Annotated in this window: 13 protein-coding genes and 1 pseudogene; 10 read left to right on the top strand and 4 right to left on the bottom strand. The window is 30.6% G+C overall.

Features of this window, described 5'->3' with window-relative positions; all coding sequences use genetic code 11:
- Positions 1 to 280 precede the first annotated feature (280 nt).
- Together JOD41_RS06720 and JOD41_RS06715 are read left to right on the top strand one after the other, a co-directional pair.
- The gene (locus JOD41_RS06720) at positions 281 to 880 is read left to right on the top strand and encodes a hypothetical protein (RefSeq protein WP_205052149.1); all 600 of its coding nucleotides are present in this window, start codon (positions 281 to 283) and stop codon (positions 878 to 880) included.
- Positions 855 to 1,193: a hypothetical protein gene (locus JOD41_RS06715; protein WP_205052148.1), complete on the top strand. Its 339-nt coding sequence runs from the start codon at positions 855 to 857 to the stop codon at positions 1,191 to 1,193. Before JOD41_RS06720 ends, JOD41_RS06715 begins: the two co-directional genes overlap by 26 nt.
- Before the next feature lie 237 nt (positions 1,194 to 1,430).
- On the opposite strand, the gene JOD41_RS06710 is transcribed toward JOD41_RS06715, so the two are convergent.
- Entirely contained in the window at positions 1,431 to 1,574 is a 144-nt protein-coding gene (locus tag JOD41_RS06710; RefSeq protein WP_205052147.1) for a hypothetical protein, read from the bottom strand.
- A 544-nt stretch (positions 1,575 to 2,118) separates the two neighbouring features.
- Here JOD41_RS06710 and tnpA point away from each other — a divergent pair.
- A pseudogene (tnpA, locus tag JOD41_RS06705) lies at positions 2,119 to 2,593 on the top strand (IS200/IS605 family transposase).
- 176 nt (positions 2,594 to 2,769) lie between these two features.
- Here the strand turns inward: tnpA and JOD41_RS06700 are convergent.
- The gene (locus JOD41_RS06700) at positions 2,770 to 3,612 is read right to left on the bottom strand and encodes a DUF4300 family protein (RefSeq protein WP_205052146.1); all 843 of its coding nucleotides are present in this window, start codon (positions 3,610 to 3,612) and stop codon (positions 2,770 to 2,772) included.
- Positions 3,613 to 3,911: 299 nt separating this feature from the next.
- On the opposite strand from JOD41_RS06700, the gene JOD41_RS06695 reads away from it, so the two are divergent.
- The 6 genes from JOD41_RS06695 (at position 3,912) to trhA (ending at position 10,655) form a co-directional block, all read left to right on the top strand.
- Entirely contained in the window at positions 3,912 to 4,307 is a 396-nt protein-coding gene (locus JOD41_RS06695; RefSeq protein ID WP_205052145.1) for a hypothetical protein, read from the top strand.
- A 177-nt stretch (positions 4,308 to 4,484) separates the two neighbouring features.
- Positions 4,485 to 5,072 (top strand): TetR/AcrR family transcriptional regulator, encoded by a 588-nt coding sequence (locus tag JOD41_RS06690; protein ID WP_205052144.1) that lies wholly within the window; start codon positions 4,485 to 4,487, stop codon positions 5,070 to 5,072.
- Positions 5,073 to 5,079: 7 nt separating this feature from the next.
- The gene (locus JOD41_RS06685; RefSeq protein WP_205052143.1) at positions 5,080 to 7,134 is read left to right on the top strand and encodes an efflux RND transporter permease subunit; all 2,055 of its coding nucleotides are present in this window, start codon (positions 5,080 to 5,082) and stop codon (positions 7,132 to 7,134) included.
- A 21-nt stretch (positions 7,135 to 7,155) separates the two neighbouring features.
- Complete coding sequence (locus JOD41_RS06680) at positions 7,156 to 9,582, top strand: methyl-accepting chemotaxis protein (protein WP_205052142.1); 2,427 nt, start codon at positions 7,156 to 7,158, stop codon at positions 9,580 to 9,582.
- Positions 9,583 to 9,639: 57 nt separating this feature from the next.
- The gene (locus JOD41_RS06675; RefSeq protein ID WP_205052141.1) at positions 9,640 to 9,906 is read left to right on the top strand and encodes a GNAT family N-acetyltransferase; all 267 of its coding nucleotides are present in this window, start codon (positions 9,640 to 9,642) and stop codon (positions 9,904 to 9,906) included.
- A 92-nt stretch (positions 9,907 to 9,998) separates the two neighbouring features.
- Complete coding sequence (gene trhA, locus JOD41_RS06670; protein ID WP_205052140.1) at positions 9,999 to 10,655, top strand: PAQR family membrane homeostasis protein TrhA; 657 nt, start codon at positions 9,999 to 10,001, stop codon at positions 10,653 to 10,655.
- A gap of 69 nt (positions 10,656 to 10,724) precedes the next feature.
- On the opposite strand, the gene JOD41_RS06665 is transcribed toward trhA, so the two are convergent.
- Complete coding sequence (locus JOD41_RS06665) at positions 10,725 to 11,744, bottom strand: PTS sugar transporter subunit IIC (protein ID WP_205052139.1); 1,020 nt, start codon at positions 11,742 to 11,744, stop codon at positions 10,725 to 10,727.
- Positions 11,744 to 12,325 (bottom strand): nitroreductase family protein, encoded by a 582-nt coding sequence (locus JOD41_RS06660; protein ID WP_205052138.1) that lies wholly within the window; start codon positions 12,323 to 12,325, stop codon positions 11,744 to 11,746. The genes JOD41_RS06665 and JOD41_RS06660 overlap by 1 nt, the downstream gene beginning before the upstream one ends.
- 356 nt (positions 12,326 to 12,681) lie before the next feature.
- Between JOD41_RS06660 and JOD41_RS06655 the strand changes: the two genes are divergently transcribed.
- A complete protein-coding gene (locus JOD41_RS06655; protein WP_205052137.1) occupies positions 12,682 to 14,619 on the top strand; it encodes an acyl-CoA dehydrogenase family protein in 1,938 nt (645 codons plus the stop codon).
- Positions 14,620 to 14,625 lie beyond the last annotated feature (6 nt).

Below are 14,625 nucleotides of genomic sequence, written 5' to 3'. Positions count from 1 at the left end.
GATAATAAATCAGGGATTACTAAATTCTTTCTATTAAAATAATATAGGTAAATTGAATATATAGTGAAAATAATATTTATTAAATTTAACTTAATAAAAAATTATTTATACTCAACCTTATTTAGAAAAAATTTTTAGTGAAAATATATTCACTATTTATTGTATTACCTTTTAGTATATAAAATTTTTCCCAAAATTAATAGACTTGTAATTAGATTTTTTAATTGCTATCCTCTAATTGTAAGCTATTACTATTTATAATATATTTTAGGAGGTTAGTATGAAAAAATTATTTAGCGTAATCACTATTGCAAGTTGTATGTTATTCTCAGCATTACCTGTGAAAGCAATAACCGATGAAGGAATGGATGCATTTTTAAATGAACCTATTTTAACATTTTCGGAAATGTCAAAAAATCCAGCAGCAATAACTGTAAATGAGTATGATTCTTTACCAGAAAAAATATACTTGGATAAAGAAAATGAAAACATTACCATTAAATCTATTAACCATAATGATAGTATTTCTAAATCTTTAATTAAAGATTATACACTATCAAGAGATGAATTAGCTTATACTAAAGTTAGAGAACTTAATAAACTAGACGATTTAAAACTTCAAAATATGGGTTACAATGAAGATTCTATCAATCTAATAAGAAAAATTTCAACTAATGAAATAAGCCCTACTTCTACACAATACAGGGCTTTGTTTGCATCATTAACTATAATTCCTCGTGACGGAACCCTAGACGCAAATAATTCAGGATTTGTAATATATGACTGGTCATGGGATAAAGCTCCTGTACTTGCTGGTTTACATGATACTATTGCTTTTGGATGGGGGGAAAAATATGACAAGGACTGGATACAATGTTAGATTGAAAAGAAGTGATATAAACACTAGAACATATATTAGAGATGAAACTTTCAACTATATAACAGATTCATCTGCAAACTCTGGATGTTCTAGTACTTTTAGATTATCCGACAATGGTCAAGTCGCTCTTTCAGGAAGAGCTTACTTACAACTAAAAAGTTATGATTCTTATGTCGATGGTGTAGAAATAACATTTGCATATGCTCATCCAACAATTAATTTTGGTGGAGTTTCTGTAAGTTGGTCTGGTCCATCTATTGATATAAGTGGTAATGCTGATATTTTCAGATCTAGATCTGCGATGTTTCATTAATGTTCTTTAAAAATCTATTTTAAAGAATATTAATATAAAATTACTTCAAAAATGCAGTGTCGCATGATGATTTTAAATCATCATGCGACACTGCATTTTTGATTTTTCTTGTTCTAAATATCTTTATGATTATGATTTCTTCAAAACAATTATATTAGGATTAAAATAAATGTTTATCTCAATATATCTCGAATTCTCAATTGATACAAAAAATATTTAAATGTAGATTTATAGTTATTATTCTTTTAAAATTACCGTAGCTAATATTATCATAAGTACTATTAATTCATCACCCTGAATAAAAAATTGTGCTACAAAGCAAACCGTAATCATAATAAGTGCTGCTATAACCTTATTTCCAATACTATTTTTACCATCCATTAAACAACACCTCCTAAATACATTATACTATATAAAATTATTAAAAGTTTATAAAATTACCTATTCCCATTAGGATTTTCATTATAAAAAAGTTCCATAAGCTCTAGCATTTCTCTTTCTGTAGCGTGTTTACTAGCAAATAATCTGGATGTTGTTCTATATGATAACAACTTAGTTCTTTATTTATTTATTTGTTTCTATTCCCTGGTAGCACTTATTTTATATTCTGGAGTTTTCTTTTTTTCTTCTTTTCTTCTGTTAAACTTTCTATTGATAATTTACTAAGTTTATTAAAAAATGTATTAAAGAGCAACATTGATTCGCTTTTTTTAGATTATATCTATCATTGTATCTTTTAATATTATTAGCAATAGAAAAATTGCTCCATATCAGTATGGGGCAATTTTTGTACGCTTTAGCATGAATAAACCACCAGCTATGCTGGTGGTAGGAAAACAAGCTTTAGCTTCAAGCAAAAAACCTCCCGTGATAAACTATTAATGTTACTGGCAGTAGCATAAATAGAAAAGGGAGGTATCCTAAAATGGATAAAAATAGTTTATCACATACATCCTGGAATTGTAAGTACCACGTAGTATTTGCTCCCAAATATAGGAGACAAGTAATTTATGGAAGATTAAAACAAGATATAGGAAAAATATTAAGAGATTTATGTGATAGAAAAGGAATAAATATAATAGAAGCAGAATGCTGTCCAGACCACATTCATATGTTGTTAGAAATCCCACCAAAATACAGCATATCTCAAACAATGGGATATTCAAAAGGAAAAAGTAGCCTAATAATATTTGATAGGCCATGCGAATTTAAAATACAAATATGGAAATAGACACTTTTGGTGTAGAGGATATTATGTAGACACAGCAGGAAAGAATGTGAAAAAGATACAAGAATATATAAAAAATCAATTAAAAGAAGATTACATGGCAGATCAAATAAGCATTAAAGAATTTGTAGACCCGTTTACGGGTGAGCAAGTAAACAAAAGCAAAAAATAAGGTGCTTTAGCACCAGCTGTGAAAATTGGTGCACGAGAAAGAAAGTTCAAAGCATGAAATGCTGCCGGTAATAGTCCCTTATAGGGGCAAAACAAACCACCGGCTTAGCCGGTGGTTATGATTGTGCTTTTATTATTTTATTTATAGTTTAGAAAATAATTTTTAAATCCTTAATATTAAATATTTACATATTCATCATTTTCCATAATAAAGGGTTCTGCTACATTGGGATCCTTATAGTCCTTAAATTTTTCTTTTAAATACTTGTAGCAAGATTTTTTGTCAGGAAATTTAATAGCCTGATAGGGCTCTTCAAAAGAAATTTTTTCTAAAAATAAATAGCCTTTCTCAATGGGAAGAAGGACTCCAACATGACCAATAAAAAGATAATCTCCATCTAAATTATCATGAATTACAACAGAAATCATTTTTGAATTTTTTGGAAAATTAAAATTTGACAAGAAGTCAGACATTACTTTAGCATGTTTCTTTGGATTTTTGCTTTTAATAGTTTTTACTCTGCTAAAAAGCTGCTTAAATTTTTTAGTTTCATCTGCATTAAATAGCTTTAATTTTTCAATTATATCTGTGTCCATAAAAAGTATAGAATCATCAATATCTACATCTTTCTTTAAACTTATACTATCTTTTAAAAGAAGAAAAGTGTTAATTCTACAATTTGTATTGAGATACTTGTGATTTATCTTGTCTCTTTTTTTTATTATTTTTCCTATGTCGTAATCAGGATGAAGGTTATTTGAAAAATCAGAAGATAGTAAATTTGTAGAAATAGAATCATTATAATCTCTTACGAGATCTATAAATTTCTCTGCGTTTTCATCTTTAATTATCCCCTTTAATGAATCTTTAACAAAAGATAAAGTTTTTTCACTATTCATGTTAGACATTTGAATTTCTTCTTTTTCTTGAGCTGTAAAACTATTTTTTAAATTAATCTTATTACAAGCTGTAAGTAATAGTAAACAGGAAGTAAGAATTATTAGTGCTTTTAGTTTCATTTTTCCTCCAATTTTTAAATCTATATTAGATTATATTATATGATTTATTTTTTGTAAAAATAAGACTTAAAACTTAAAAAATTAGAATCTTATATCATTTTTTGTTTTAAAATGTTAAACCATTGATAGATTTAAAATATTTTATAGAGGTGTTTTATGGAAAAATTAATTTAACATTTATTAAAAATAAAAAGTCTAATACAAATATTTCTGATTTTGATTATGAATAGGCAAAACTGTAAATAATTTTCATGAGTCCTTTGACAATTATGAAAAAACTTCCCTAGTAGATCAAAAATTTGACTAAAGAAATTGGACTTAAAGGTTTTTTTGTAAAAGATGAGTCTTATAGATTTGGCTTAAATGCTTTCAAGGTTCTTGGTGCTAGTTATGCAATTGCTAATATTATAAGAGAGAAAATTGGCTTATATGAATATAAATTTAATTTTGATGATATTTTTACTAAAATTGGGATGAGATTTTTTGCTAATAATATTTCTGATGATAAAAAAATTATTTCTGGGGAATCTGGTGCTGTAACAAGTGGCATTGTTTATAGCCTTATGACTGATAATAGTTTAAAAGATTATAGAGAAAAAATTGGTCTAGATAAAGATTCTGTTGTGCTTTGTATTTCCACAGAAGGAGACACTGATAAAAAATCTTATAAAGAAATTATTTGTGAAGAAAAATAAGCTAAATTCTTATTTTTGCTTTTGATTATTTTTTAAATTAAATAAAATTTATAATTTTAGGCTTTGTGTAATGCAAAGTCTTTTTTTAAATTAAAATAAAAAATAGTTGAACTTTGTTCACAAAAGAGTTATCATATTTCTACGAAGATGAACAATGTTCAAAAGTAAGGAGTATATATGATAAAGTCTGAAGAAAGAAAAAAAGAAAAAGAAAATAAAATCACTATTGCTGCTCTTTCTTCTTTTGAAGAAAAGGGAATTGAGGCAACTTCAATTAGGGACATAATGAATAGAACGAATTTAGGACTTGGAACTTTTTATCTCTACTTCAGGGACAAAAAAGATCTTGAAGAAAAAATTGTTTTAGATATTATGACAGAATTAATTGTTAGTGCCGAAGCTAAGTGTAAAGGTGAGGATTCTAAAAAGAGGTTGATTTCCTTTTTTGATTATATAATTGATCACTTAATAAAAAATCCATTAGAGTTAAAAATTATTTCAAATAATTTAAATTGGGCTCTTTATGCAAAAGTTGAAAATGACAATAGATTTAAAGAGGCGGAAAATTCTCTTAATTTTATTTTAAATAAATTTGAAGATTTATTCCCAGCAATTTTATCTGCTCAAGAAAAATTATTTATTTTATCTCTTTCAATTAATATTGTGCTTTCTACTTGCGAATCGGCATTAATGGAAGATTCAATTCTAAGTGTAAAAGATATGAAACCAGTTCTTTATAAAATTGTAGATAGGATATTTAGGTAGTGGTTGGATGAAAAGATTTACAAAATTTATTTCTCACAAGCCAAAATTTGTGCTTTTTGTCATGACCCTACTTCTAATTCCTTCATTACTAGGCTATAAACTTACTAAAGTTAATTATGATATTTTGTCTTATTTGCCTAAAGATTTAAAGTCAACTCAGGGTCAAGAGATTTTGGATAAAGATTTTAAAAATGCTGCAACAGGAATGTTAATCCTTGAGGGAACTGACCATGAAGCAGAAGTTTTGAGAGAGAAAATTCTAGAAATTGATGGAGTAGAAGATGTGATTTCTAAATCATCAACTGTTGGAGATATGATTCCAAGTGAATTTTTGCCTGACGAGATAAAAGATGTTTTCTATGCAGAAGACTCTACTTTAATGATTGTAAAGTTTAGCGATTCATCATCTTCTTTACAGACAATGAATGCTATAGATGAAATTAGAAAAATAGAATCAAATCAAAAATATTTAAGTGGAATTTCATCTCTTGTAAAGGATACGAAGGATTTAATCGACAAAGAAACACCAATCTATGTTGCTCTTGCCGTAGCTTTGGGATTAATTATTTTATCTCTAACAAATGAATCTACTATTGTACCCTTTGTCTTTATGTTAACTATTGGTTATGCAGTTTTGTATAATTTTGGATCCAATGTATTTTTAGGTGAGATATCCTATATAACAAAAGCTATAGCGGCTGTTTTACAACTTGCTGTTACTATGGACTATTCAATATTTTTGTATCACAGATATGTTGAAGAAAAGAAAAACTTTGACAATAAAAATGATGCTATGGATAAGGCAGTTCAAGAAACTATTTCTTCCTTATTTGCATCATCACTTACAACTTTTGCTGGTTTTATAGTTTTAATTTTTATGAGACTTGGTCTAGGAAAAGATATTGGTCTTGTAATGAGTAAGGGAGTTTTAATAGGTTTAATAGCAACAGTTACAGTTCTTCCAGCAATGTTACTTGTTGTGGAAAAGTTAGTCAATAAATACAATCACAAAGTCATGCTTCCGGAATTTAATAAATTGTCTGAATTTACTATAAAGCACAAAAAGACTTTGTTTTTAGCTTTTGTATTGATTTTTATTCCAGCAATTTATGGTTCAGTAAATACAAAACTTTATTACAATTTGGACAGGTCCCTTCCACAGGATTTAGATTCAATTGTTGCCTTAAATAAAATGAAAAAAGATTATGATATGGCCAGTACTCATTTTATTGTTGTTAAAGATGATCTTTCAAATTCAGATTTGGAAGGTCTTATAAGCGATTTAAAGGCTCTTGATGGTATAAATTCTGTTTTAAGTGCAAGTTCTGTTACTGGATACACTATTCCAAGTGAATTTTTGCCTGAAAAAATTCAAGATAACTTTTCAAAAAATGGTTATCAGATGATTATGGCAAATTCTAAGTATCAAACTGCATCGCCTGAAGTTAAAAAACAAGTTAGTGAAATGAAAAGTCTTATAAATAAATATGACGATGAGGGATATTTAACTGGAGAAGCAGTTTTAACAGATGATTTAACAGTTATTTCAGATAGAGACTTTCAAATTGTAAATATTATTTCTATTGCAGTTGTATTTTTAATAATTGCAATAGTATTTAAGTCTATTGGTATTCCCCTAGTTTTAATTGCCGCAATTGAACTTGCAATTCAAATAAATATGGGTGTTCCATTTTATTTAAATCACACAATACCATTTATCACGTCAATAATAATTGGGGTAATCCAGCTTGGTTCCACAATTGACTACTCAATTTTAATGACAGATAGATTTTTGGCAGAATATAAAAAGTCAAAGGATGTAGATGGTTCTCTTAAAGTGTCTGTAAAAGAAACTTCTAAATCAATTGTTGCATCTGCACTTTCCTTTATGGCAGCCACAATTGGTGTAGGTATTTATTCAAAAATGGAAATTGTATCGACAATTTGTACATTTTTAGCTAGGGGTGCAATTATAAGTATGTGCGTAATCATACTATTATTGCCAGCAATTATTTCTGTAAGTTTTCCACTGATAAAGAAAACTACTAAGGGTTTAGATTAATATTATTTTAAGGAGAAAAATATGAATAAAAAAGTTCAAAAAGGTGTAATAACAGTTGTATTATCTTCAATGATTTTGACAAACACAGCTTTTGCTGCATCAGAAGTCATAAATAAAAGTGAAACTGTATATGTATTAAAAAAGGATGACGATATTAAAGACAAAACTGTCTCAGTTTGGTTAAGTTCAGAAGAAAACATCAAGGGCAAGGACAAGTCCAATTTAAAAAATGTTAAAAACTTGAAGACTGATGAAAAAGTTGAAAATAAAAATGGTTATATTTATTGGGATGAAAATGTAAAGGATATTTACTACCAAGGAAAGAGCGAAGAAAATATTCCAATTGATGTAAAAATTGATTATTATCTTGACGGCGAAAAAATGGAAAATAGTGAATTAAAGGGCAAGTCTGGCCACCTTAAATTAGTTATTTCTACTGAAAACAATAAGTACCTTATAAAGAATATTGGCGGCAAAAAAACTAAGGTCTATGCACCTTATACAGTTATAGCAGCCCTATCCTTCCCACAAGAAGTTGCATCAAACATCGAATCTGATGATGCAAAAATCGCAAAAGATGGAAAAAATGAAATTGTAACTTCAGTTTTAACTCCAGGATTAAGAGAAAATTTTGAAAGTATTTTAGAAGATAGACAAATGGAAGAATTTAAAAGTGAAGCAGTTGTGGAAATGGATGTAAAAGATTACGATCCCGTGGAGGCCTATGTTGTTATTTCCAATGAATTATTCCAAAATGAGGCAGACCTTGAAACAATAGACAAGCTTCGTGATGGAGTAAGAGAGCTTGAAGATAATTCAAAAAAATTAGTTGATGCTTCTACAAAATTATCTGATGCCCAAGGCAAATTAAATGATGGAATTAGTGAACTGGGCGATGGAACTGTTAAACTTAAAGATGGATCTAAAGAACTTTACGATAAATCAGGAGAGTTTGAAGATAAACTAGATGAGGTAATTGAAAAAGTTGAGCCAATTCCAGGTGCAGCACAAGAAATGTTTGAAGGTGGTAGCAAATTAACTTCTGGAATTAGCGACTACACTTCAGCAGTGGGCAAGATGAATGAAAAAACTGGCGAAATGAGAGATGGTGCCAAAAAGCTTCATGATGGGTCAGTGGAACTTGATAATGGTCTTGGAAAATTAAAAGATGCAACACTACAACTTAGAGAAGGTTCAAGTAAATTAAGTAAGATTGACGAAATGAAGGAAGAAGCTTTAAAGAAGTTGGCAGAATTAAAATCTGGAATAGGACAGCTTTCTGCTGGCGCCCAAAAACTTGAGCTAGGAGCAAGTAAGGCTTATGAAGGTGCAAATAAACTTGCAGCAGGAGAAAGTGAATTTAATAATAATTTCCAAATGTTAAATGGAAAAGTTCAAGCAATGAATGTGCCAGATCTATCAGGACTTGGAAATATAAATGTTGAAGGAGATCTTCAAAATATTGGAGCAGGTGCACAATCAGTTGGAGCATCAGCAAGAGACATTGGACAAGCAATTCAAATGCTAAAAGAAGCAAATGCTGACAATAATCCACAAATTAATCAAGCTATTGCAATTTTAGGAGATTGTGCAGGCGATTTAGGAAGAGATGCAAAAAGTATTGGTGGATCAGCAAAAAAAGTTGGAGCTGATTTCCAAGGATTAAAAGCTTTAACTGGAATGTCAGGGCAATTACAAGGCTTAGAACAATTAAAAGGCGGAATGAATCAACTTGCCTCAGCATCAAAAAATATAAACGCTGGAGCAAGTCAACTTCCTGCAGGTCTTGAACAATTAAAGTCAGGAACAACAGAACTTTCTAATGGAGCAAATCAAATTAATTCAGAACTTGAAAAAGCTATCTCACAAGCAGCATCAAAACTTGATACTTCACAACTTATGAAGCTATCAGATTCTCTTGTAAAACTTGACGATGCAGCAGGAAAATTAAAGGACGGATCATCAAAATTAAGAGAAGGTACAGAACAAAGTGAAGAAGCAGTAAATAAATTTACAGATGCAATAACTGAACTGGATTCAAATTCACCAAAATTAAATTCTGGTGCCAGTGAACTTACTGATGGATTATTAGAATTCAGAGATAAATCTGTATTATTTAAAGATTTTCCAAGATTAAAAACTGAAGGCATAGTTCCAATGAGAGATGGAATTAAAAAGCTAGACAATGGAATTATAGACTTAAACTCTGGCGCTATTGAATTAAAAGATGGCGGAGATTTAATTGACGATAACATGAAAATTTTCGCAGAAAAATTAGAAGAATTTAAACAAAAGGGAATTGACGAATTAGATAAGAAGACAGAAGAACTGCCAGAATTTAAAGAAATTGTAGACACAATGTCTGAACTTTCAAAAGAAGATTCATCTTTTACAGGAACTTCTGATGGTTTTGATACTAAATATAGAATAATTGAAAAAATAAAATAAGGTAAAAATCCAAAAAATTGGGTATTACAAAAGTAAGACTAATTTAAGGAGGTTATTATGGAAGTTAAAAAAGGAAATAATTGTTACTATATAGGAGAAGATGAAAATAATTATAAGGGAATTTTGACTTACGAAGAAAAGGGTGATGTAATAGATGCAACACACACTATTGTAAAACCTGAGTTCGGTGGTCAAGGCCTTGCAGGAGAGCTTGTAAAAAAGCTTGTAGAAGATGCAAGAAATGAAAATAAAAAAATAAAGGGAACTTGCTCCTATGTTCACAAAAAACTAGAATCTAGTGACTTTGACGATGTGAGAGCTTAAAAATGAGATGGGTGAGACATTGCCCATCTTTTTTAATAAATTATTTACGCTTACGCTTTAAAGGAGTATAATTAGCAAAAGGAAGTGAGAATATGGCAGAAAAGTCTAAATCAAAAAAAGAATATATTTTAATTGAAATAGCAAATTCTATTAGCCATGGTATTGGCGTTATTCTTGGAATTATTTTTTTGTTGATGTTAATTATTCCAAGTGCAAAAAATGGCGAGGTTTTAAAGACAATTGCCTTTTCTATATACGGTGGATGCTTTATATTTATGTATTTAATGAGCACAATTTACCATGCAATTCAGCACAAAGGAGCAAAAAAAATTCTTAGAATTTTTGACCATGTGTCCATATATTATTTTATAGCAGGCAGTTTTACACCCATAATACTTTTACTTACAAAGGGAAAGTTTAGATTGTTTTTTATAGTTTTAATCTGGGCAATAGCAATTTTTGGAACAGTTTTTAAGATTGCTACATACAAAAATTATGACAAGTTAAAAACTATTTCTGTTATTATTTACATTGCCATGGGTTGGCTTTCTGTATTTTTAATTAAGCCAATTGTAACTCAAGCCACTTGGAAGTTTATGCTCCTTTTAGTTTTAGGTGGAGTTGTTTACACTGCAGGAACTTATTTTTATAAATCGAAAAAGTTTAAGTACAATCACGTAATTTGGCATTTCTTTGTCCTAGCAGCGTCAATAATTCACTTTATTGCCTTTTATTTTTATATTTCATAAAATTTTGGTTCATCAAGATGATGAGCCAATTTTTTTGCACAAAAAAAACGAGCCTTGAGCTCGTCATTTTTATTTAAAATATAATTTCATGTCGCCATCTTGAATTAGCCCCTTGCGATAAAATATTTCATAAAAAACAAAGGTTACAAGAGCTGGCAAAATTATGTGCATAAGTAAAACTATACCGAGAAGTTTCATAAAAGGCACATCAGGCATTGCTGTGAAAGTAGAAATTTGTCCCACAAGTCCACTTGTGCCCATGCCAGAACCTAGTGGTGTGTTTTCAAGTTTAAAAACCATTGTTGAAACTGGTCCTAAGATTGCTGAAGAAATAATTGGCGGAATAATTATTATTGGTTTTCTTACAATATTTGGCATTTGTAGCATTGAGGTTCCAAGACCTTGTGCCACAAGTCCTTCCATTTTATTATCCCTGTAGGATATAACTGCAAAGCCAACCATTTGACAACAACAGCCAATAGTTGCAGCTCCACCTGCAAGAGATGAAAGAGAAAGCATCATGCAGAGGGCAGCAGATGAAATTGGAAGGGTTAAAACTATTCCAACAATAACTGATACAATAATTCCCATAAAAAATGGAGCCTTATCTGTAGCATTAATAATAATTGCACCAAGAAGATTCATAAAGGCACCTATGTATGGTCCAACGAAGTTTGCTATAAAGACACCAACTAAAACTGTAACAGCAGGTGTAATTATAATGTCAATTTTAGTTTTTCTGCTGACAAGTTTTCCAAATTCAACGGCAAAAATTGTGGCAATGTAAACTCCCATTGGTCCACCAAGTTCGTTACCAGCAATACCAACAACAGTTGCAGCATAGACAACAAGACTTGGTGCAGACATTGCCGTTGCAATAGCTACTGCTATGGCTGGTCCCGTGGCTTTTTGTGCCAAGGGCCAAAGTACATCTGTCAAAAAGGAAATGTTAAAACTCTTTCCAATAGTATTTAAAATAGTTCCTACAAGAAGGGTGGCAAAAAGACCAAAGGCCATGGCGCCAAGGGCGTCAATAAAATATAACTTTGCTTTCTTCTTTACGATTTCATTAAAATTTTTTTCTGTCATTATATTCTCCTAACAATGTCATCTTTTTTATATTTTGGCACAAGGTAGTTGCCATCTTCGTCTAGGTAATAAGATTGATCTTCTTCTAAATCTATTTCTTTTATAGTAGATTTAACTTTTGGATATCCAAAGGCAATTACAACTTCACAGGAATAATTATCTTTATAATTTAAAATTTCACGCATCTTTTTATCATTCACACTTCCAATAATGCAAGAGCCAATGCCTTTCTCAGCAGCAGTAAGAGTTAAGTTAGAAATAACTAAACCTTCATCAAGTCCATTAAATCTAAGCTTTTTAGCTTCGTCACTTAAAATTGCAATAAAGTAAACTGGTCTTTCTCCTTCTTTAGGACGTCCTATATTATTAGGAAGGGAAGCAGCCCATTTAGTATTATCAAAAATTTCTAAAACCTTATCTTTATTTTCAACAGAAATAAATCTAAGATACTGCCTGTTGTTGGCACAAGAGGCAAATTTAATGGAATTTAAAATTTCATCAATATCATTCTTTGAAATTAACCTACTTTCGTCAAACTTCCTATAGCTTCGTCTCCATTCTAATAAATTTTGTAAATTCATTTTTTCCTCCATTCTAATAAATTTTGTAAATTTATTTTTTCCTCCATTAAAATAAATTTTTTTCTTATTAACTTTATATTTTATAGCAAAAAAATTATTTTACAAATAAATTATTAAAATTATATAATTTCATGTTTTATTTACTAAAAAGGGGTATACATACTTTAGTCAAAGAATATAATAATGCGAGAAAAAATTTTTAAAAAATTTAACTCAAATTTTATGAAAATGTTTTGACACTTTAGATAAGTTGATGTATACTTTAATTATTGTATACCGCTTTGGTGTATCTTTTATTTTTCACAATTTCAGTGAAAAATATTTCAAGTATTCTTTAATTTAAAAAGGAGGAAAATATGTCAAATTTGTATAAGACTACTGCTGAACATGAAGCTCTTCGTAAAGCTATTAGAGAGTTTGCAGAAGCAGAAATTAAGCCATTATCATTTGGACTTGATCAAAACAATGAATTTCCAGAAGAAATCATCAAGAAAATTGGCGAAAACGGTTGGATGGGTTTACCTTATCCTGAAGAAGAAGGCGGCGCAGGTAAGGATGTAATTTCTTATGCTATCGCTGTTGAAGAATTATCAAGAGTTGATGCAGGTGTCGGCGTTGTTTTATCAGCACATACATCACTAGGTTCTTATCCTATACAAGCTTTTGGTACAAAAGAACAAAAGGAAAAATATTTAAAACCACTTGCTCAAGGTAAAAAACTTGGTGCTTTTGGTTTAACAGAACCTAATGCAGGCTCTGATGCAGGCGGTACAGAAACTACTGCAGTGCTTGATGGTGACTATTATATTTTAAATGGTAATAAAATCTTTATTACTAATGCTCCTGCTGCAGATACTTACGTAGTATACGCAGTTACTACACCAGGAATTGGTACTCACGGAATTTCAGCTTTCATCGTAGAAAAAGGCTGGGACGGATTTACTTTTGGAGATCACTATGACAAATTAGGTATTAGATCTTCAACTACTGCTGAACTTCAATTCAACAATGTTAAGGTTCCAAAGGAAAACTTACTTGGTAAAGAAGGTCAAGGATTTAGAATTGCAATGCAAACTCTTGATGGTGGTAGAATTGGTATTGCATCACAAGCTCTTGGTATTGCACAAGGTGCTTTTGAAGCTGCTCTTTCTTATGCAAAAGAAAGAATCCAATTTGGTAGACCAATTGCTCAACAACAAGCTGTTGCATTTAAGCTTGCTGATATGGCTACTAAGATTAGAGCTGCAAGACTTATGATTTATTCAGCTGCTGAAATGAAACAAAATCATGAAAATTATTCAATGGAAGCTGCAATGGCAAAAACTGTTGCATCTGAAGTTGCTATGTGGGTTGTAAATGAAGCTCTTCAAATCCACGGAGGTAATGGATATCTAAAGGGAATGGATGTAGAAAGATTCTTCAGAGATGCTAAGATTACTACTATCTATGAAGGTACTTCTGAAATCCAAAGAGTTGTAGTTGCAAGTCACCTTGTTGGTAAAGCTCCAAAGAAGAAGGGTAGAGCTGCTGCAATTGATAAAAAAGCAGGTCCTATCACTGGAGATAGAAAGAGAGAAATAATTAAAGCTGACACAGCAGAAGAAGCTGTTGAAATTTTAGTTAAAAACTTAAAGAAAGATGGATATGATTTCTCTGTTGGAATTGATATAGACACTCCTGTTTACGATGCTGAAAGGGTTGTTTCAGTTGGTAAGGGAATCGGCGGAGAAGAAAACATGGATATTGCTAGAGAACTTGCTCACGCTGCAGGTGCTGCTCTTGGTTCTTCAAGACCAGTTGCTGAAACATTAAAGCTTGTACCTCTTGAAAGATATGTTGGTATGTCTGGACAAAAATTCAATGGCAACCTATACATTGCATGTGGTATTTCTGGAGCAAGCCAACATTTAAAGGGTATTAAAAACGCATCAACAATTGTTGCAATCAACAAAAATGCAGGTGCTCCAATCTTCAAGAACTGTGACTATGGTATAGTTGGAGATATTTTCGAAATTATGCCACTTCTTGCAGAAGCTCTTGGAACTGGCGAAAAAGAACCAGCACCTCCAATGAAGAAAGTTAGAAGATCTAAACCTAGAAAACTAGCTCCAAACTATAAAGTAATGGTATGTCCAGGTTGTGGATATGAATATGATCCAAACTATGGCGATCCAGAAGGCGAAATTGATCCTGGTACAGATTTCGATAAATTACCAGATGACTGGACTTGTCCAGAATGTCAAGAAGAAAAGCAAAACTTTATTGAAGCTGATTTCCCTGCTGATAGAAAATAAAGGAGG

The sequence above is a fragment of the Peptoniphilus gorbachii genome (genome assembly GCF_016908115.1).
GTDB classification, from domain to species: domain Bacteria; phylum Bacillota; class Clostridia; order Tissierellales; family Peptoniphilaceae; genus Peptoniphilus_A; species Peptoniphilus_A gorbachii.
The sequence above is the reverse complement of the archived record's forward strand: the minus strand, read 5'-3'. Positions and strand labels throughout refer to the sequence as shown.